The sequence below is a fragment of the Marinobacter sp. DUT-1 genome, from assembly GCF_050379415.1.
In the GTDB taxonomy this organism is placed as follows: Bacteria; Pseudomonadota; Gammaproteobacteria; order Pseudomonadales; family Oleiphilaceae; genus Marinobacter.
Window position 1 is genome coordinate 219,442 of record NZ_JBNRLS010000004.1, and the last position, 19,088, is coordinate 238,529.

Consider the following 19,088-nt stretch of genomic DNA (forward strand, 5'->3'; position numbering starts at 1 on the left):
GCGGTCAGCCTCCGGCCACAATGGAGCGCACCGCTGCCCGGGCCGTCATGATGCATCCCGGCAGGAACGTCCCTTCCAGGGAGCGCTTGCCGTTCGCACCACCGCCACCAAAGCCTGCGGCCTCGCCCACACAATACAGGCCTTCAACGGGCGTTCCCTGGCCGTTGAGAATACGGCTCTGCAGGTCGGTTTGCAGGCCACCCAGGCTCTTGCGGGTGATCAGCTGCATGCGGATGGCGATGTAGGGGCCGGCGCCCGGTTTCTGCAGCGGGGCCGGCTTGCAGGTACGCAGGCGGTCCGGCTTCCATTCCCGGGCATGCTGGATCATTCGAATCTGGGGATCGTTGTGCAGACTGGTGCCGACGGCGAAGTTGGCGTCGAAGGTATCGACGGTGGCCTGGAGCGTCTCCGGGCTGATGTCGTTGGAGCAAGTCAGCGCGTTCATCTTACCGGCCAGGTCGGCGAGGGTATCCGCAACCAGGAAGTCACGGCTTTCGTGTTGCATCTGGCGGACCAACGCGTGATTGCCCAGCAACAACTCTTTCACGAACTGGGGGAACTGTTTGTCCCGGATGCGGGCATTGTGTTCGGCGCCCGAAATGGCAAATTCCTTGGCGGCGATGCGCCAGTTCAGCAGGTGCCAGGTCCAGGGTTTTTCCTGCTCGGCCACCCGCTGGCACAGCCAGTGGGTGTCGAACCCGGTCACCAGGGGCTCCGGGCCGATGCGCTCGCCGCGATGGTTCAGCCAGAGGGCGGATTTACAGGGGATGGTCGATAATCCGTGGCCGGGGAAATGTGGATACGGGTGCGGGAAACCGGCGGCGTAATTCCACATTTCGCCCGCGTGGGTGATCTGCCCATCCAGTGTGTCGGCAACCCAATGGTGCATGCGGCCATCCGCGTAGGGGTGAGCCCCGTTCAGCATGCGGGCGGGTTGCGGTCGGTCAGCGGGCCAGTTGGTCCGGCATTGCTCATGGCTGCCGTTGATACCGCCGGTGGCCAGAACCACGGCGGAAGCCGCCAGGCGGACTTCCTCGCCGGTGGCCTCATTTACAGCCAGGGCGCCGCTGACCTTGCCGGCTTCGTGATCCAGTTCGGTGATTCGGTGCTCGTGCAGCAGTGTGAGCTTACCGGCAGTGTTTTCCCGGTGCAGGGCTGCCAACAGGCAGCGGACCAGTTCGCGGGCAGTACCCCAGACCACGTGATAACGGGGCAACCGGTTGCCATCACCGAAGCGTCCCCGCTCGACCCAGTTTACGGCTGGAAGAAACTTGATGCCTTCGTTGCTCAGCCAGTCGTACACCTCGCTTCGGGAGTTCTCCACATAGTAGCGAGCCCATTGCAGAGACCATTGGTCATCGGGCGCCAATTCGCCGAAGCTGAGCCAGTCACCCAGGGCGATTTCGGGCGTGTCCGTGATCTTCATTCGCTTCTGCAGGGGTGTACCCACCAGCATCATGCCGCCGAAGGCCCACAGAGCCAGGCCGCCCATGCGCTCTTCGGTGTCGCGGTCCGCCAGGGTGACCGTTTTCCCGGCCCGCAGAGCCTCGAGAGCGGTGACAATGCCTGCCAGGCCGCCTCCGACCACCAGAATGTCTGAAGAAACTACCTTCGCCATGATGTGTATCCGACCCGTTAGCAATGAGTTGTCAGGTTTAAAGATAGACCGGTACCATGGCTTTAAAATTGACATTAGAGGCCAGCAAAATTGACTTTAGAGGCCACAGTTTCCATTGGCTGGGTGAACACGGTGATCGGTGCAGCAAAGCGCCTTTCTGTGGATACGGATACCCTGCTGGCAGAAGCCGGTATTCCCGCCTTTGCCTGCGAGCTGGAACGCTGGCCGATCGATGACATCACCCGCCTCTGGCATGCGGCGGAACGCTGCACCGGGGACCCGGGCTTCGGGCTGAAAGTCGGTGCAGAGTTCAGTCCCATGAGCATTAGCGGTGTGGGGTTTGCACTGCAGTCCGCCGCAACCCTGCGCGAGGCCATCGTGATGGTCCAGCGCTTTCAACGGCTGATATCCGATGGCGGCCGGTTCCAGATCGTCGCCGGCAATAACGCCACCTGGCTGGTCTACCATCCCCGACAAGGCGAGCTGGCATTCAGTCCTCACCAGATCGAGGCGGTACTTGCGTCCGTGGTTGGCTTCGCCAGCTGGGTAACCGGAACCCGAATGCAGCCGGCCCGGGTCCAGTTCAGTCAGCCCCGCCTTGGACCGGCTCAGGGCTATCAGACGGTATTCAATTGCCCAGTGGCGTTCGAGCAGGCGTTCAGCGGCGTGCTGGTGGATAACTCCGTGCTGGATCAGCCCCTGCCTCAGGCAGACCCTCAGCTTGCACAGGTTCATGAGCGCTTCACCAGCGCCCGTCTGGCGGCTCTTACCATGAGCAGTGCCTCGGTCGCCGAATTACAGCGATGGCTGGCCGCTCGTGTGGGACCGGTTCTCCCCCGCCGAGGCGATGCGGCCTCGGCACTCGGCATCAGCGAGCGAACACTGGCCCGGCGGCTCCGGGAACAGGGACAAAGCTTCGAAGGTCTGCTCGATCAAGCCCGTTGCCGAAAAGCACTCCAGGCGGTAGCCGAGACCAGCGCCTCGCTGCCGGAGATAGCCGAGTCTCTGGGGTTCGCCGAAGTAAGCACCTTCTACCGGGCTTTCAAGCGTTGGACCGGCTCACCGCCGGTCCGCTGGCGCAAACGACAGGCAGATTCAGGCCAGTAGTGCTAACGAAACCGACCACCCTCTGCTGATATGGCGGTTCCGCCAAATCAAAAAAACTTTCGCGAACTGCAACTTTCCGCTGCGTTGTCCCGTAGCCGATGTACACCCATCTCGGATCCCTCTGAACAGGTGGGTCACAACCAAGCACGAGGAGAACGTCATGAAAAAACACGGTAAGAAAACAGCATTGCTGACAGCTACTCTGGTATCCGGCGCCATGATGGCGGGCACCGCCCTCGCCGGCGACCATGCAATGGACGGTGCCCAGGTCTGGGCGGATGACCAGAGCGTTACTTCCGGGACCGTCACCGCGAAGAAAATAAATGCGGAAAAGAACGGCTGGCTGGTGGTTCACCGAACCGGTGAAAACATGAAGCCCGGCCCGGTTGTTGGCCACGCGCCCCTGAAAAAAGGCAAGAACATGGACGTCGCCGCCATCCTGACCGAAGAGGTCAAGCCTGGCGACATGCTCATGCTGATGGTTCATGGTGAGGATGGTGGTATGAAAACCGGCACCTTCGAATATACCCTGGGTGCCAAGGAAGACGGACCGGTCCGCAAGGACGGGAAACTGGTGATGACCACCATTACCGCGAAATAAGAAGTAAGGTCTGTAGAGGCCTCTCGGCTGCCACGCCCCGAGTGGGCGGGGCAGCCCAGCGTCAAGTCAGATCTGCTTGTACACAACCTCGGACAGACGACTGCGGTTGCCATCGGTATCCAGGGTGCGGATGGCGAAATACCAGGTACCGGCCGTCAATTCGTCCACCAGGAGCTCATCCACCGACGCATCACCGATTGCCAGGCTCTGGTCGAGGCTGTCCGGATTGGTTCCGTAGACCACCTCGAAGCCTGCAATTTCACCCATGCTCAGGCTTTCACCATTCTCTCGGGTGAGCGGAGCGGTCCAGCTTAGTAGTGCGGCGTCGGCCGGGATCGCTGGCTCCTGAACGGTATCGGTTGCCGGCGGCTCGCTGGTATCGGTTCCGTTATCCGCTACGGTGTCGCCGGAGTTGTCTGTGGCCGTCGTATCAGTGTTGTCAGCAACCTGCTCTCCGGTGCCATCCTGAGTTGTTCCAGTGGTGGTGTCACTGCCACTGTCAATTGTGCCTTCGCTGCTGTCTGCACTGCCTTCTGAATCGGCAACGGCGGTGTCGGAGTCCGCGTACACATCAGCAATGGTTTTGAAACGCTGGACATTACGATATTCGACAACAACGAGCTTCTGGCTGATGACACTCGACTCCACCGTAGCCTGGAGCTCGGAGGACTGCAGAGCTGCGGCACTGACCAGATCTGCCAGCGCCACATTTATTCCATCTCCCATGATGTCGATCTGGCCGGTAGCTGCGATCTGGGAGGTCATGTTGTTCAGCACCTCGGAAATGGTGCTCCATTGGGCACTATCATTCACCAGGGCCAGGAACGCGGCGTTGGCGATAGACACCTGCAGCGCATCCGCGGAAACACTGCCCAGATTATCAAGTCGGGTCAGATCCGGCGGGGCCAGACGAAGGGAACCGGCAGAAAGCCCGAACCAGCCTTCCACCGTCTGGTAGGCACCAGACAGGGCCTCCGGAGATAGCCCGTTGGCACTGCGTTCCGCCAGCGTGACGGCCAGATGGGTCAACGGAGTCAGGTGCACGGTTTCTGTGGTCAGGTCGCCAGCACCGCGCAAGCTGAACTGGCTATCCAGCGACATGGGCTGGCCGAACGCGACAGCCTCGGCGCCTGCCTGATCACACCGGGGAACCACGTCGCAGATCATGCGAGTGGCACCGTCCGCCTCGAGTGTAACCAGCGCCCAACCGTCGGCCTTACCCCGCAAGCGCAGATCATAACTGCCGTCATCAGCGGTCAGCACAGGTTTGGCCGCCAGCCGATCGGGTGCGTAGTAACCGTCTTTGTCCGCCAGCAACCGGTTCGCCGTCACGATTCCTTTCTGGATAACGCCTTTCATGGCCGCACCGGCAACCTCGACTCCGGGCTCCTGGGTCTGCGTCACGGCATTGCTTTCGCTGGCCGTCATATCCTTGAAGCAGCCCGAAAGAAGAACGGACGCCGAGAGAAGCAGCAGCCCCTGCTTCGATAATTTTTTGCCGCAATATGACATCGTTTTGCACCAATTTATTGACGAATTGGGCAAATCATACTGCGTCCTTTTCTGACCAAAATGTGATCAGATTCGCTTTTTATGGGGTGAAATTCGTCGGGAAAGTGGCGTTTACGGTACGAAACACAGGGACATTGAAGGTTACATCAGTGGGGGCTATCAGGTGGAGCTTAACCCCATGTTTTAACGGTTATATTTTATACAATGGGAAGGAGTGAATGAGCGGGGGCCTGCGGGGAACGGAAATGGTGTTTACAAATTTAAACAGTAGAAATCCATAATTCCGGGGCAAAGAAAACGACTCCGAGGCCAAACCCAAGACGGGGGTCAGATGAAAAGCGCGAACGCGCTTTTCATCTGACCCCATTTTCACCGAAACCAACTCCCAGATCCTCAATCCCCGCTGCGCGCAATCAACCTCCGCACCTGAGCCAGGTTGTCATTGGCAGTTACGTGGTAGCTGGGTGATGCCTTGGCAGCCTTGCTGAAGAACTCCTCCGCCTGGCGGTAGTTGCCTTCGTTCATCAGGATATAGCCAATGGTGTTCCAGGCGTCCGCTTCCGGCATTACCTTTATCAGCGCCTCCAGGGCCTCATCGAATCGCTCCAGGCGAGAATAGAGCTGACCGAGGTTGCGCCAGGCACGCTCATGCTCGGGATCGATGTTAAGCGCGGTCTGGTACTGGTACTCCGCCCGATTCCAGTGACCGATCAGGTAGAAGGAATAACCCAGGTTGTTGTGTAGTCTCGCATTGTGGGGAGAAATGGCCAGGGCCCGGTCGTAGTAGGTTCTCGCAGCGGCAAATTCGCCCCGCAGGTCGGCCATGATGCCAAGGGCATTGAATGCCTGCCAACGGTTTTCATCAGCAGCCACCGCCTGTTCCAGCAGGGTTTTGGCTTTCTCATGCTGCCGTTGTTTCATAAGCATCAGGCCCAGGCCTTCAAGAGCACCGGCATGGTCGGGCTCCAGTTGCAGGGCGAGCTGAAATGCCGAGGCCGCCTTATCCAAAGCACCCTTGTGCTGGTTGATGGCGCCCACCTTGTAGAAGGTATCCGCATTCTCCGGATCCAGTTCCAGGGAGCGGATGTATTCGAACACCGCCTCATCCAGCTTCCCCTGCCGATAGGCAGCATCGCCCCGGGCAATGGCCTCTTGTGCGGACTCCACCGGCATCAGGGTGGAAAAGGTCAGTTCCGATTTGCCGTCGTACAGGTCTGTATAAATATTGCCGCTTTTTACCTGGGGGCCGCTGGCGCAACCGCCCAGAAACAGCAACGTGGCCATCAGGCCAGCACCAGCCAGCTTCCGCATGCCTGTCCGGGAAAAGTTGCGATCCTTCAAACCGGCCTTGGCATTCATCCATTGTCCAATCATGGCAAACTCTCCCTTTCTTGTTATAGAGATCAATAGACCTGGAAGTGATCCAGCAACCCGACAACGGCCGGGCCAATGGCCACCACGAAAAAGGCCGGAAACATGCACAACACCAGCGGAAAGACCATCTTGGTGGACACCTTGCCAGCCTCTTCTTCCGCCCGCTGCATGCGCTTGTCACGGAATTCCTCCGAATAGATCCGCAGGGACTCCGCAATACTGGTGCCGAAACGCAGGCTCTGACTGAGCAACGCCACCAGGCCAGCGATCTCTTCCAGGCCAGTGCGATCCGCCAGGTTTTTCAGGGCGTCGACCCGATCTACCCCGGCCCGCATTTCACTGTTTACCAGAGCCAGTTCTTCGGAAAGCTCGGGGTGGCCGATCACCACCTCGTCGGCAACCCGCTGCAATGCCGGCTTCAGTCCGTAACCAGCCTCGGTGCAAACCACCAGCAGATCCAACGCATCCGGAAAGCCGTTATATAACCGGCGCTTCCGGCGTTCGATCATCTTGGCCAGTACATAGTTGGGCCCCAGTGCGCCAGCCAGCATTGCACCAGCCGCTGCCTGCACCACCTCGATGGTCGTTACCCCCGGCACCCAGCGCAGACCGAAGAAAACCGCCAATGGCAGACCCACGATAAGCAATGTCTTGATCGCATAGAAGTTGGCGAGGGCGCCGTCATTCCTGAAACCGGCGTGTATCAGCCGCTCCCGGGTGCGATTACGATCTCCCTCCTTCTTGGGCAGAAAATGGGGTGCCGTTGATTTCAGGAACGAAGATACATGACCCTCCCGTTGCGCTTTAGCCGCCTCCGGAGCGACGACATTGTGCAATCGGCTGCGCACCGGATGGAACATGGTAGAGAGCAGGTACATGCCGGCGAGGGCGAGGCAGAACACCGCCACCGCCATCAACCCGATAAAGGCGTATTGCGCCATCTGGCGGTCCTGTATGACGGTATCGAGCAGTCCGATTACGTATTCCATGGCTGGTTTCTCCTACACCTTGATATTGAGGATCCTCTTGATCCAGAACACGCCTATCACAATCAGAATGAGTGCTATCAGAACAATGTCGGCGCCCCGGGGACTTTCGATAAGCATGGGCATGTAGTCCGGGTTCACCAGCGAGATCAGCACAAAGAGCACAAACGGTGTCATGGTCAGTACCCAGGCTGAAATCCTTCCCTCTGCAGAAAGGGTGCGGACCCGGCGCTGGAAACGGAAGCGGCCCCGGATAACACCGGCGATCTTTTCCAGCACTTCGGCTAGATTGCCGCCCGACTCGCGCTGCACAAGAACAGCAGTGATGAGAGCCATCACCAGTACGCTGGGAACCCGCTGCAGAAGGCCGAACAATGCCGCCCGCACATCCCCGCCGTAGTTGATCTCGTTAAAGGTTTTCTGGAACTCTTCTTTCACGGGACTGGGCATTTCCGTGGAGACCAGCCGAATTGCTTCGATGAACGGGTGCCCGGCCCGCAGCGCCCGGATGATGACATCCACCACATCCGGTAACTGTTCCTCGATCTTGGCAATCCGTTTGCTCCGCTTGTTACGCAGATAGAGAAACGGTGCACTGGCCGCCAGCGGAGCCAGCACCACTGGCGCCCACCAGGCCTTGGTCATGCTGAAGCCCACGAAGGCGGCGACAGCAGCCAGCAGAAGCGCCAACAATAGCACCCGGTAAGCCCTTGTCCGGTAGCCGCTCTGAGCAATCAGGCTGACCAGTGGCTGGAGCAGGTGCATGGATTCCAGGCGTTTCTCCAGAGGTGACAGATCCCTGAGATACTGCTCCTGCATGAGAGAGAGCCGCTTCTGCCCTTCCTCCCCCTGGGTCATTTTGTGCATGCGCTCATTGAGCCGCTTTCGGGCGCCCCGGCTCTCACCGAAAACCGGAATCACCAACCCCTGGGACAGCAGAAAAACTGCCACGAACACCAGGGCCAGAAATATCCAGAGTTTGTCTCCCAATACGTCCATGGTTCAGTCCTCGAAGTCCGGGTCGAAAAGCGACAGAGGCACCGCGATGCCCCGCTGGTGTAGATGCTCATGGAAGCGGGGCACAATGCCAGTCGCTTTGTAATGCCCTATCACCTTGCCTTCCTCATCCCGGCCCACGCGCCGGAAGTTGAAGAGCTCGGACATGGTGATCACGTCACCCTCCATGCCATTGATCTCCTGCACACTGACCAGGCGACGGGTACCGTCCTCCTGGCGCTCCACCTGGAGCACCACATCGATGGCCGATGCCACCTGGGAGCGGATCGCCTTGATCGGCATGCTGGTACCCGTCATGGACACCATGTTCTCGATCCTGGTCAGGGCATCCCGCGGAGCGTTGGCGTGCAGCGTGGTCATGGAACCGTCATGACCGGTATTCATGGCCTGGAGCATATCCAGCGCTTCGGCGCCACGGACCTCGCCCACGATGATCCGGTCCGGCCGCATCCGCAGGCTGTTCCGGACCAGGTCCCGCTGAGTGACTTCGCCCTTGTTCTCGATGTTCGGTGGCCGGGTCTCCAGTCGAACCACGTGGGGCTGCTGAAGTTGGAGTTCCGCCGAATCCTCGATGGTGACTATCCGCTCGTTATCCGGCACAAAGCCCGAAAGTACGTTGAGCAACGTGGTCTTACCGGAACCGGTGCCACCGGAAATCAGAACGTTCAACCGGCCCCGCACAATGCTTTCCAGCAGGCCGGCAATGGGCGCGGTCAGGGTGCCCTTCTCCATCAACGATTCCATGGACAGGCGACCGATGGAGAAACGGCGGATGGACAGAAGCGGCCCGTCCACCGCCAGGGGAGGAATGATGGCGTTGACCCGGGAACCGTCCTTCAGTCGGGCATCCACCATCGGGGAAGATTCATCAATCCGCCGCCCGACACTGGAAACAATGCGATCAATGATATTCAGCAGGTGGGTGTCGCTGTGGAAACTCACATCCACCTTTTCCAGCTTGCCGTTGCGCTCGACGTAGATGCTGTCATGGCCATTGACCAGGATATCGGCGATGGACTTGTCAGCCAGCAGCGGCTCAAGTGGACCGAGGCCGAGGATGTCATCCTGGATCTGACGGATGATGCGTTGGCGGGCGGTCAGCGAGAGTGGAATAGACTCCTCTGACATCAGCCGCTGACCGATTTCCTGCAATTGGCGCTCGGCTTCTTCCTTGCCCAGAGTGCCCAGGAGCGAAAGATCGAGAACCTTCATCAGCTTCTGATGGATCTTTTGCTTCCAGACCCGTTCCTGTTCCTCCTCGGCTCGGCGGCTCGGAGAGAGCGTGCTGCCATTGTGAACCAGGGGCGGCTCCGGCTCACCCTTGCCAAATTCGTTCAGTCTGTTCAGTTCCATGACACTCTCCTCAGGCTCCTGCCAGTTTCCGCCACATCCGGCCCAGGCCAGACTGCGGGACTACTTTCTTGCCGCTCAGCACTTCCGCCATCCGGACCATGCTCCGGCTGACCGGTGACGAAGGCGCCGCCTCTAACAGAGGCACCCCCAGGTTGGAGCTTTCCGCCACCTTGGCGTAGTCGTTGGGAATAAAGGTCATATCCCCGATGCCCAGGGCCTTTTCGATGTCACCGGCGGTGAGTGCCAGGCGCTTGTCCCAACGGTTCACCACAATTCCGATCCTATCGGCAGGCACCCCCATGTATCGGGTCAGGTAGTGCAGTAAACGGCGGGCATCCTGAACGTGGGCGATACTTTGCTGAAGGACCAGCAGTACCCGGTCGGCGGATTCCAGTAACATCCCGGTCACGCTGTCGATCTGACGGGGCAGGTCAACCACAGTGTGGTCATAGCCGGTTCGCAGCAACGCCAACAGTTTCTGCAGCTGGCCCTCATCGATATCGCCTGGCACAACAAGCTGATCCGAGCCATTACCCAGCAGATGCAACCCGCTCTTGTGTTTGAGCATATGGCCCTCAAGTGCCACCAGATCCATGTTGTCGGCTCGCAGGATTGCGTCCACCAACCCACCGCCCTCGTGGAGGTCGAAGGCCGACGCCAGGCTACCGAATTGCAGATCCATATCCAGCAGGGCCACCCGTTGCTCGATCCGCTCCGCCAGACTGTGGGCCAGGGACGCGGCGATGGTGCTGGCTCCGGATCCGCCCTTGGCATTGATTACGGCAAACATTCCGCCCTTTGAATCCGAATCCGGCGTCAGTTCGGCGGCTATCCGGACCAGGGATTCCAGAACCTCCTGCTTGGGTGCCGGAAAGCTGAAGTAGTCCCGCGCACCGACTCGCATGGCGGTGCGCATGATCGTCATGTTTTCCGGACCGGTGACCACGGTTGGCACCCGGCTTGTGACTGGCCGATCATCCAGGGATCGGAGTTCGTCCTCCCAGGCGGACGTGGTACAGAAGATCAGCGCATCCGGGAGTTCCTTGACGTTATAGAGCGGATCCGAATGCCCGTTGGTGATGAGGCGTTTGCTAAGGGCAAGGCCCGGCTGGTCGCCGAGCATGTCTTCAAGCTCCTGCAATTCCTGGGCATTGCGCCCGGCAATCAAAACGGTAATACGTGCTTTCATGGCTTCGCCCTTCCTTGCTGATTCAACTGATGGTCCCGAAACAACCGGTGCCTTCCCGCGACACACCGAGGCTCTCGCGCGGCAGCACCGTCACGAAAGGTGGCAGCTCGAACGTCCGGAAAAAGAACGGAATAATCAGTTGATGCTGAAAACCGCTCACTTCACTGCGAATAAAGGCAATATCGAGATAGTTGCCTGCTGGGTCGGCAAGAACACCGCCGGTGGAGGTCAGATAGTCGATGGAAATATGCGATTCCATCAGCCCCTTCAGTATCGGGCTCTCGCCCGAAGTACCCGGCTCATCGAACATGGCAACTCGGCGAATGGCACTGTGTTCAATGGGACAGACCACCGCCACCCGGGCGGCGCGACGACTCATCTCATCCAGCGTGTTCCAGACAAACATCAGCCGCCCGAACTCGATACTGGCGAACAACAGGATGAAAAACATTGCCCCGACAATCGCGAACTCCACGGTGTGCAAGCCCGACTGCTTTCTGATGTTCATAGCGCCCTCATCTGCACAGTGCTCTGCATTACAAAGGCCATGCTGATTGGCTCTCCCCCGTAGAAAGCGGGAATCTGTCCGATCAGCGGGATATAGTTGTAGGTGGCACTAACGGAGACGTGGCTGGCGTCAGGACTGGTTACCGAAATATCGCTGGTGGACCAGCCCGGCAGCAGAGGATCTCCGGCCCCCAGGGTATTGCCATAAACCACGAGGTTACTCGTTTGCTGTACCAGGCCACTGTCCAGGAGAATGAGGTTCAGACTTCCATTCAGCGCCGATGAGGAAACGTGCCTGGCACCGTCACGGGTCGCCCGGGTCATGGTGTGATACTGGCTGAACGCCCAACCCAGTTCGCTCACGGCAAATACGACCAGAAGCAGAAACGGAGCGGTCAGCCAGAACTCCAGGGTGGCAATACCCTTCTGTTTTTTGGCAGGTCTGTGTAGTGCGCCCATGTCCTTACTTCCCTCCCGCTTCGAATACCTTCTCAGCTATCGAAGGTATCCGGATCCTTGTACAACTGGATAATGCGCGGTCCAGGCCCTACGCCGGGATCTGGCCCCGGCACGCCATTGCCACCGCAGTCATCCTTGAACTGGCCGTAGAACACCGCCTGGCCGGCCTGTTGCATCCGGTCAACCATGTAAAAGCAGCTGAAGCCCAGCAGCTCCACCGAACTCTGGCCGTTGGCAAGGCCGTCGCAATTGCCCACGGGCATGGTCAGAATGCGGCGACCCGGTTGGCCGGTGGGAGGAGCATCCGGGTTCACGTTCTCGTATTGATCCAGATACCAGTCGAGATTAAATTCCGGGACCGTTTCAGCGATATAATCGTCTTCGTCATATGGGGCATGGTCGGTAAACCAATCCGGCGGGTAGTCGGCCGCGCTCACAGGGCCGTTGTAAATTCCCAGACGGGTATTGATTCCCTGGGCGAAGGGTCCGACGGTATTGCCGGGCTCCGTTTCGATATCCCCGTCCCCACCGGCATCCAGGCAAGCATCAAACTTGCCCGCTGCCGCCTCCCGAATATCAGCACCGCCGCTGCTACCATCAAGGCGAATCAGATAGAAATTCCCGTTACCGACCTCCGAACTTGTACCTGAGCCGATTTTCAGCTGCTCTACCTCACCCCGCGAATAGCCATAGTTGTCTTCGCCAGGCGTTCCACATGCCATCATCGGAACTACGTTACAGGCTGTCTTGATGGTCGGGCTCGGACCTGCGACTGCGGTACCCGCGATCGCCAGATCATTGATTCCGAGCACCGGCGCGAACCATTCGGCTACGTCATAGTTGTCAACCCGGGCGCGGACATACTGTGCCGGTGTTGTGCCCGGGACAAAGGGATTGAGTGTGTTGGAGAACTCCAGTACCAACGTGAGGTCGCCACTGGCCGAGGCCTCACCCAGGCCGGCATTGCCTGGCGCCGCCGTGTTGGCGTCGAACGTAGTATGCCCGGCCGCGTCTGCCAGCAACGTATTGCCAGTCTGATCCAGGACCTTGGCCGCGCTGAGCGCGGCGGCATCCAGAGCGTTCTGAAGTCGCGTCTTCTCCAGGTGGGCATTACTGATATCCAGCGCCAGGGCCGCCATCCCCAGGATAACCACCAGGGAAATGGCAACCATGGGCAGGATGGCGCCTTGCTGAGAGTTCCTTGCCTTATCGACCGCGTCCATGGTCCATCCTCCCTGTCAGCGTTGAAGCCCCATGCCAACGCCGCCACTCATATCCGGTCCAAGCCTTTCGGGCTTGCCGGTATCCTTGATGTAACTGTTGTACCCGGCCTCGGCCTTCCGGCCATCCAGCACCGGCAGCTCGGGCGGTTCCTGGCCGGGCGGAACGTACTTCTGGGCGGCTATCATCTGGCGGACGGAATTGCCGAACTGGTCTTCCGAACTGGGTGATGCGCACCCTGCCAGAAGCAACCCCGTGGCCAGCCCTGTCATTATTACTTTGATTGTTTGCTTGTATGCGTCCATGGCTTCCACCTCAGAGTTCGTGTCCGAATTGTCCTTCCACGCTACCTTGTGCCCCGGGTGCGGATTCCGCACCGGGTTTACGCCTGCCCTCCATGTAACCCAGGAGGTAGAACTCAAGATCGGAGGGCTCCACAAAGTAGTCCGTGGGCAGGCTGAACTGCTTGCGATCCACAGGCTTGGCGAAGTGTGGCGTGACCAGAATCACAAGCTCAGTCTTGCCCTTCACGAATTCCTGGCTACGGAACAGGTTGCCCAGAATCGGCAGGTCGCCCAGACCCGGGAATTTGTTCACCCGCTCCCGCAGGTTCTCGTTGATCAGGCCGGCCACACCGATGGTCTGCCCGTTGGCCAGTTCGACCGTGGAGGAAGCACTGCGGCTGGTAAGCGCATTGATAAAGAAGGTCGCGGCAGTGTCCGGCACATCCAGCACAATGGAGTTCTGGTTGCTGAGCTCACTCACCTTGATATTGAGCTTCAGACTGATCATCCCTGAGTCCAGGACTGTTGGGAGGAAGCCAAGACTGATCCCGAATTCCTTGAACTCGATCTTGATACCGTTGTCCTGCCCGCTGCCGACGGGAATCGGGAACTCGCCGCCGGCGTGGAAAGTGGCTTCCTGCCCGGTGAGGGTGGTGAGAGTCGGCTCGGCCAGCACCTTCGCCAGGTTGTTTTCCTGGGCTGCATCAATCACCAGATCAAACAGGGTGTCACCATCCAGAAAGCTGGCGAACAGACCAGTGCTTTCGAAAGTCAGGGGTTCCCTCAGAATCTGGGTTGCCGGCGGACCGAAGGGGCTCAGGGTGTTGGTGCCGCCGCCCGGTATCGAGGCGGCGGGTGCCAGGGCAGTTCCGTTATTGCCGGCACCGATGGTGAGCAGGGAATTGGCGTTCATGGCCTCGAACTTGGCGCCGATGCGCTTGAGAAAGTCCCGGGAGACTTCAGCTACCTGGACCTCCAGCATCACCTGCTGGGCGCCGCCCACCTGCATCATGTTCAGGACCTTGCCGTCATCCCCACCCTGGAAACTCCGGGCCAGATCCAGTGCCGCCGCCATGCGGGCAGAGCTGCCGACTTCACCACTGAGAATGATGGCGCCCTGGGAGGACCGAACCTCGATTTCCTCGCCGGGCAGCACCTGATGCAGTTTGGCTTTCAGGCCCTCCAGGTCGTGGGTCACATCGATGCCGACGGCGGCCACCACCTGGTTATTGTTATCCCACAGGGTCACGTTGGTGGAGCCGAGCTGTTTACCTACCACATAAAGCTGACGGGACCGCAGGATCAGGATGTCGGCAATATCGGGATTACCAACAGAGATCTTCGCCACCGGTTGTTCAAGATAAAGGATCTGGGACTGGTTAAGGGCTACTTCAACCACCTGCCGGTCCATTCCGCTTGCCAGCATCACCTGGGCCTTCACTGCGACCGGGATGGCGGACAAGAGCAGGAACAGCCCGATCAGGCATCCCTGCAGTGACAGCTTCTTCGTGTTTATTGTCATGGTCACTCACTCCCTGGGTTACTTCCTTTGCGGCTGCCAACCCCCGGCAACCGCTGCATTCAAATCCGTCTTACATGGAGACCTTCGAGGTGCTGACATCGGTTCCACGGATGATGGTTACGCGGGAACTGGTCACGACAACCCGGCGTGGCGCAGGTTTCGGAGCCGGCTTGGCCTCGGCCACGACTTCCTCCTTCACAGGTTCGGGCTCAGGAGCCGGACGCATGCTGTCATCCAGAGGATTGCGCAGCGCCAGCTGGATCATGCCCTCCTGGGTGGCCTTGACCAATTCCTCGGCTTCATCCGAACTCAACTCGAGCGTGACAGCACGCACAATGACGGGCTTGTCCTTCTCGGGAGAAGCGGTCTGATCCACCGCCAGCACCTTGACGTTTTCCAGCAGGGTGCGGGATTCGTAGCGGTAGTTACCGTTTCGCTTAGCCGCGACAATATCCACCCGGTTACCAGGCATCAGGAAGCCGGCCACACCAATAACGTCATTGACCCGGACCGTCACCGCGCGCTTGTTCGGCGCAATCACTGCTGAGAGGGCACTGCCGCCACCAAACGCGGCCACCTTCTCCTTCAGGATCATTTCGCCTGGGTAGATCGTCGTGGTCGCTACCTGTCCTTCAATTGACTCGGCTTCGGTCAGTGCACTGGACGGAACCATGGATTTCGGCATGGTGGCGACTTTCAGGTCACTGGCTTCCACCTTCTTGCCAAAGGGAATCTGCAGGGCAGCCACAACGACAGGGACACCATCCTCCGTAGTTGGTGACGCAAATCGGTCAAGCGCCCAGCCCCTGGCCAGGTATGCGGCGCCTAGGCCCATGATCAGGGCAAAAGAGAGCATCAGAATGGTTCTTGACTTGAACATAGCGGTCACCCCACGTTTTCCAGCTGCACGAAGTAGTTTTGCCAGGCCCACCGAATGGATTCGGTAGTGAGCCGGGCCGGTAACCCGCGGTACCTGCAGTAATCACTTACCAGACCAAGCAGATCCCGGGGATGACAGGGCAACAGGACATTGCCCTGGGTCGGGTAAAGCTCTGTCATCATGTACCGGGTTGTTTCGGGATCATCGTCGATCCCCATGGTCTGGCAGACCTGTTGCCACAGCCGCAGGAACGGCTCCGGCTCCAGGGTTTTGAATCCGATCTTGTGACCGATGCGGCGGAGAAACGCCTCATCTGCAAGCTCCAGCGGGTTCAGGTTGGTGGAGAAGATCAACAGCATGTCGAAGGGAACCGCAAAGTGCTGCCCTGCCCTCAGGTTGAGGAAGTCCCGCTTTTCCTCCATCGGCACGATCCACCGGTTGAGGAGGTCCACGTGAGATACCCGCTGCCGGCCCAGGTCGTCGATCAGCAACATACCGTTGCTTGCCTTCAGCTGAAGCGGTGCCTGGTATTGCTTGCGTTGCTCGTCGAATTTCAGGTCAAGCATATCGAGGGTAAGCTCGCCGCCGGTGGTCACTTCCGGTCGGTGGCACAGGACATAGCGGGGATCATGGCCGTTCCCCAGGTGCACGGGGTCCTGCTCCTCGCCATGAACCGGGTGATGGAATTCAGGATCGAACAGGCTGATGACCGTGTCGCCTACCAGGATGGAATAAGGGACATATACCGGGCCGGCCAGGAGCTTGACCAGTTGACGGGTAATGTAGCTCTTGCCACTGCCCGCCGGGCCGTAGATGAACATGGCGCGACCGGAGTGCACCGCTGGTCCAAGCTGGGCCAGAAGGTTTTCGTCGATGACGGTATCCCGGAACAGGCGATGGATATCGTCTTCAGTGACCACGCACTTGGAGACCGATTGCCGGCGCACCAGCTTTGAATAGGCCTCCAGAGTTACTGGCGCGGGGCCGCAGTAGCCGTCGCGGGATAGCGCCTCGAGAGCGGCAGCACGACCACGGTCTGTCAGGGCATAGCGCACACCGCCCTCCGAGAAGTCGGCACCCTTGCTTTCAACCTTTGCTTCCTGGCGCAGGTGCCCAATAACCGGTTCCAAAATTGCGCCTGGCAGGGAAATATTCCTGGCCAGTTGCTGGAGGGGCTGGTTGCTTGCGAGGTTAAGATGTTTGATTAGCAGGTCCGCGACAAAGAAATGGTCAAGGCCAGTGTCCGGAAGGCTATGGGGACGGCTAACATCATTACTCGCTTTTGGATGCTTATCCCTGTAGTCGGTTAACAAAAGTTCGGCGTCCATTGCTTGCTCCTTCACTTCCGTTAATTTTTCCGCCTAAAGAAGAACCGACAGGGCTGTTCCGCAGGCTATTGCCGGTGCGTAAGGCAGCCTCAGCCCTGCAGCCTCGTCCTCCGCAGGGGCTATGTATGTCGGCTGTAAGTAGGCAAGAGATAAAAACATTGACCAATACCGACGAACCATCACAAACAGCCCGCCTTTCCAGGCAATAAACGCCAAGGCAAAAACTCCGCCGACAAGCAAAGTCATAACAGCGCTCAAAAACACGGCATAGGGCCCAATCAGAGCACCAACAGCGGCGAGGAGCTTGACGTCCCCTGCACCAAGCGCTGCGAAAAAGTACAATGGCAAGAAACAGAACAAGCCAACGAGTAGACCCGAGAACGCAAACGCGGCTCCTTGCCACTGCCCGCCGAGACTGTGGAGAGTGATTCCGAGAACCACCATTGAAAACGTTAAAATGTTCGGGATCCTGCGACTTGAAAAGTCGAAGTAGACCGCGGTAAGCAGTCCGAAAAGGAGTGTCGTCGCTATCCCTACGCTAGTGGCATCCATTGCTTCCTCCGACAAACCAGCTTGAGGGGCCAGAGGAGGGATCATTTTGCCCTCCCCTGGCGTGAGTCACTTCGTGGTTAACCCCCCGCTGGAGGAACAATAATGTCCGCGATACCGTCAATAACGATTGCGATGTTGTCACCCAGAAGCGTAAACGCAGCAACGGCTCCAAGAACAATCAAAGACCCAGCCACCGCATACTCAGACAGCTCCAAACCTTCCTCATCACGAATAAACGCAACTACTTTTTCCTTGAAGTTTTTCATCTCATAACTCCTGCAGTCGTTAGACATACTTCCTTGATGGCACAGCGCCATCTCCGTGCGCTGTAGTTTCAGCATAAGAAGTTATTCAGAAGTCGGTTAGGAGTATTCCGGCGAAACAATAGGAGGATTTTGCAAAAGGAGGATCCCGGAAGCCTTCAGAATACGCACAGGCGGTTCCGGGTTAATCAGAGGCGCCCTAGCAGGTGCCGGTCAGGTTTCAAGGAATTGATACAGAGAAAGCTGAGGAGAGGAAGCTGCCTCTTCACGACTGGCATGGCATTTATGGCGATACTGACTGGGCGTCATGCCCATATGGCGCTGGAACATCCGGGTGAAGTGGGATGCATCGTGGAAGCCTACAGCCCAGCAAACATCAATCACTGATGCACTGTTGTTCTGCAGCAGCTCGGTCGCCTTCTTGATCCGGCGCCGGACGATGTATTCCTGGAAGGTAATGCCGTGGGCTTTCTTGAAAGCCCGGCTGAGCTGGTAGCTGTTGCTGCCGCAGAGCTCGGCGATGTCCGTCTGCATCAGCTTTTCGGAGAGATGCTGCTCAATGAACGCGACGGCAGATTCGACAACCTTGTCCTCGCAACGGTGTTTCTTGAAGCGGGCGTCGTCAGGAAGAGGCTGGGACTTGAGGATGGTGGTCCGTTCGGAGCGTTCCCTGCGATTACCGACCAGCTTTTCCAGCCTTTGCAGGGAGTCCAGAACGCTGTCCGTCTGCACCGGTTTGACAAAGTAATCCCACACCCGGCTTCGGAGAGCCCATACTGCCAGGGCCTCTGAGTGCTGCTGGGTGAACATCACCACGGGCACGGAGGTGAACTCCTGCTTGGCCTCACTCAGGATGGACAGACTGGTAATATCCGGAAAATCGAACTCGAAACAGCTGATCACACGATTATACGACGCATAAACTGATGCCAGTTCATCCTTCGCGGAAACCCTGACCAGCGGAAAATGCCGCTCAATAACCCTGACGACCTCCGGGTCCGCCCCATACTGCGTGGCGTCCACCAGTACAACCGTAGCTCTCTCCATCCCCCCATTTCCCCTTTTTCTTGATTCTTGGGCTTCCAGCTCCGTCTGGACCTGGTGGGATTAACATGTATTTTTCTTAATAAATTGATGACGCAATACCAACTAATAGGAAAGGCAACTGTACACGTCAAGAAAGCAGGCACATTTTATTGCAGTGTTTTGTAACTGGTGGGATAGGAAATCTGAGAGACAGGTGTGCGAAAAGAAGTGAAAAGCATGAAAAAGGGGTCAGATGAAAAACGGGTTTTTCATCTGACCCCGACCTGGC

Annotated in this window: 19 protein-coding genes; 2 read left to right on the forward strand and 17 right to left on the reverse strand. The window is 58.5% G+C overall.

Annotated elements, in window-relative coordinates:
- Window positions 1–4: 4 nt before the first annotated feature.
- Complete coding sequence (locus ACQUTG_RS14165) at window positions 5–1,618, reverse strand: FAD-dependent oxidoreductase (RefSeq protein WP_428920026.1); 1,614 nt, start codon at window positions 1,616–1,618, stop codon at window positions 5–7.
- Window positions 1,619–1,750: 132 nt separating this feature from the next.
- Between ACQUTG_RS14165 and ACQUTG_RS14170 the strand changes: the two genes are divergently transcribed.
- The gene (locus ACQUTG_RS14170; RefSeq protein ID WP_428920027.1) at window positions 1,751–2,725 is read left to right on the forward strand and encodes an AraC family transcriptional regulator; all 975 of its coding nucleotides are present in this window, start codon (window positions 1,751–1,753) and stop codon (window positions 2,723–2,725) included.
- Window positions 2,726–2,885: 160 nt separating this feature from the next.
- Window positions 2,886–3,326 carry a DUF7282 domain-containing protein gene (locus tag ACQUTG_RS14175; RefSeq protein WP_428920028.1) on the forward strand — a complete coding sequence of 147 codons (441 nt, stop codon included), beginning with the start codon at window positions 2,886–2,888 and terminating at the stop codon, window positions 3,324–3,326.
- A 66-nt stretch (window positions 3,327–3,392) separates the two neighbouring features.
- On the opposite strand, the gene ACQUTG_RS14180 is transcribed toward ACQUTG_RS14175, so the two are convergent.
- The 16 genes from ACQUTG_RS14180 to ACQUTG_RS14255 form a co-directional block, all read right to left on the reverse strand.
- Window positions 3,393–4,754, reverse strand: a complete 1,362-nt coding sequence (locus tag ACQUTG_RS14180; protein ID WP_428920029.1) for a fibronectin type III domain-containing protein — start codon at window positions 4,752–4,754, stop codon at window positions 3,393–3,395.
- A 477-nt stretch (window positions 4,755–5,231) separates the two neighbouring features.
- Entirely contained in the window at window positions 5,232–6,212 is a 981-nt protein-coding gene (locus ACQUTG_RS14185; protein WP_428920030.1) for a tetratricopeptide repeat protein, read from the reverse strand.
- Window positions 6,213–6,241: 29 nt separating this feature from the next.
- Complete coding sequence (locus ACQUTG_RS14190) at window positions 6,242–7,201, reverse strand: type II secretion system F family protein (RefSeq protein WP_428920031.1); 960 nt, start codon at window positions 7,199–7,201, stop codon at window positions 6,242–6,244.
- Between the two features lie 12 nt (window positions 7,202–7,213).
- Window positions 7,214–8,197: a type II secretion system F family protein gene (locus tag ACQUTG_RS14195; RefSeq protein WP_428920032.1), complete on the reverse strand. Its 984-nt coding sequence runs from the start codon at window positions 8,195–8,197 to the stop codon at window positions 7,214–7,216.
- 3 nt (window positions 8,198–8,200) lie between these two features.
- Window positions 8,201–9,568 (reverse strand): CpaF family protein, encoded by a 1,368-nt coding sequence (locus tag ACQUTG_RS14200; RefSeq protein ID WP_428920033.1) that lies wholly within the window; start codon window positions 9,566–9,568, stop codon window positions 8,201–8,203.
- 10 nt (window positions 9,569–9,578) lie between these two features.
- Window positions 9,579–10,757, reverse strand: a complete 1,179-nt coding sequence (locus tag ACQUTG_RS14205) for an AAA family ATPase (protein WP_428920034.1) — start codon at window positions 10,755–10,757, stop codon at window positions 9,579–9,581.
- 22 nt (window positions 10,758–10,779) lie between these two features.
- Window positions 10,780–11,265: a TadE/TadG family type IV pilus assembly protein gene (locus ACQUTG_RS14210; RefSeq protein WP_428920035.1), complete on the reverse strand. Its 486-nt coding sequence runs from the start codon at window positions 11,263–11,265 to the stop codon at window positions 10,780–10,782.
- The gene (locus tag ACQUTG_RS14215; protein WP_428920036.1) at window positions 11,262–11,723 is read right to left on the reverse strand and encodes a TadE/TadG family type IV pilus assembly protein; all 462 of its coding nucleotides are present in this window, start codon (window positions 11,721–11,723) and stop codon (window positions 11,262–11,264) included. The genes ACQUTG_RS14210 and ACQUTG_RS14215 overlap by 4 nt, the downstream gene beginning before the upstream one ends.
- 32 nt (window positions 11,724–11,755) lie before the next feature.
- Entirely contained in the window at window positions 11,756–12,946 is a 1,191-nt protein-coding gene (locus ACQUTG_RS14220; protein ID WP_428920037.1) for a Tad domain-containing protein, read from the reverse strand.
- A 15-nt stretch (window positions 12,947–12,961) separates the two neighbouring features.
- Window positions 12,962–13,249 (reverse strand): hypothetical protein, encoded by a 288-nt coding sequence (locus tag ACQUTG_RS14225; RefSeq protein WP_428920038.1) that lies wholly within the window; start codon window positions 13,247–13,249, stop codon window positions 12,962–12,964.
- Window positions 13,250–13,259: 10 nt separating this feature from the next.
- The gene (locus tag ACQUTG_RS14230; protein WP_428920039.1) at window positions 13,260–14,750 is read right to left on the reverse strand and encodes a type II and III secretion system protein family protein; all 1,491 of its coding nucleotides are present in this window, start codon (window positions 14,748–14,750) and stop codon (window positions 13,260–13,262) included.
- A gap of 70 nt (window positions 14,751–14,820) precedes the next feature.
- Window positions 14,821–15,630 carry a Flp pilus assembly protein CpaB gene (cpaB, locus tag ACQUTG_RS14235; protein ID WP_428920040.1) on the reverse strand — a complete coding sequence of 270 codons (810 nt, stop codon included), beginning with the start codon at window positions 15,628–15,630 and terminating at the stop codon, window positions 14,821–14,823.
- 5 nt (window positions 15,631–15,635) lie between these two features.
- The gene (locus tag ACQUTG_RS14240) at window positions 15,636–16,760 is read right to left on the reverse strand and encodes an AAA family ATPase (RefSeq protein ID WP_428920041.1); all 1,125 of its coding nucleotides are present in this window, start codon (window positions 16,758–16,760) and stop codon (window positions 15,636–15,638) included.
- 231 nt (window positions 16,761–16,991) lie between these two features.
- On the reverse strand, window positions 16,992–17,510 hold the full coding sequence (locus ACQUTG_RS14245; protein ID WP_428920042.1) for an A24 family peptidase: 519 nt from the start codon (window positions 17,508–17,510) through the stop codon (window positions 16,992–16,994).
- Between the two features lie 77 nt (window positions 17,511–17,587).
- A complete protein-coding gene (locus ACQUTG_RS14250; protein WP_428920043.1) occupies window positions 17,588–17,776 on the reverse strand; it encodes a Flp family type IVb pilin in 189 nt (62 codons plus the stop codon).
- Between the two features lie 210 nt (window positions 17,777–17,986).
- Window positions 17,987–18,820, reverse strand: coding sequence for a helix-turn-helix domain-containing protein (locus tag ACQUTG_RS14255; protein ID WP_428920044.1), 834 nt, complete (start codon window positions 18,818–18,820; stop codon window positions 17,987–17,989).
- Between the last annotated feature and the right edge of the window lie 268 nt (window positions 18,821–19,088).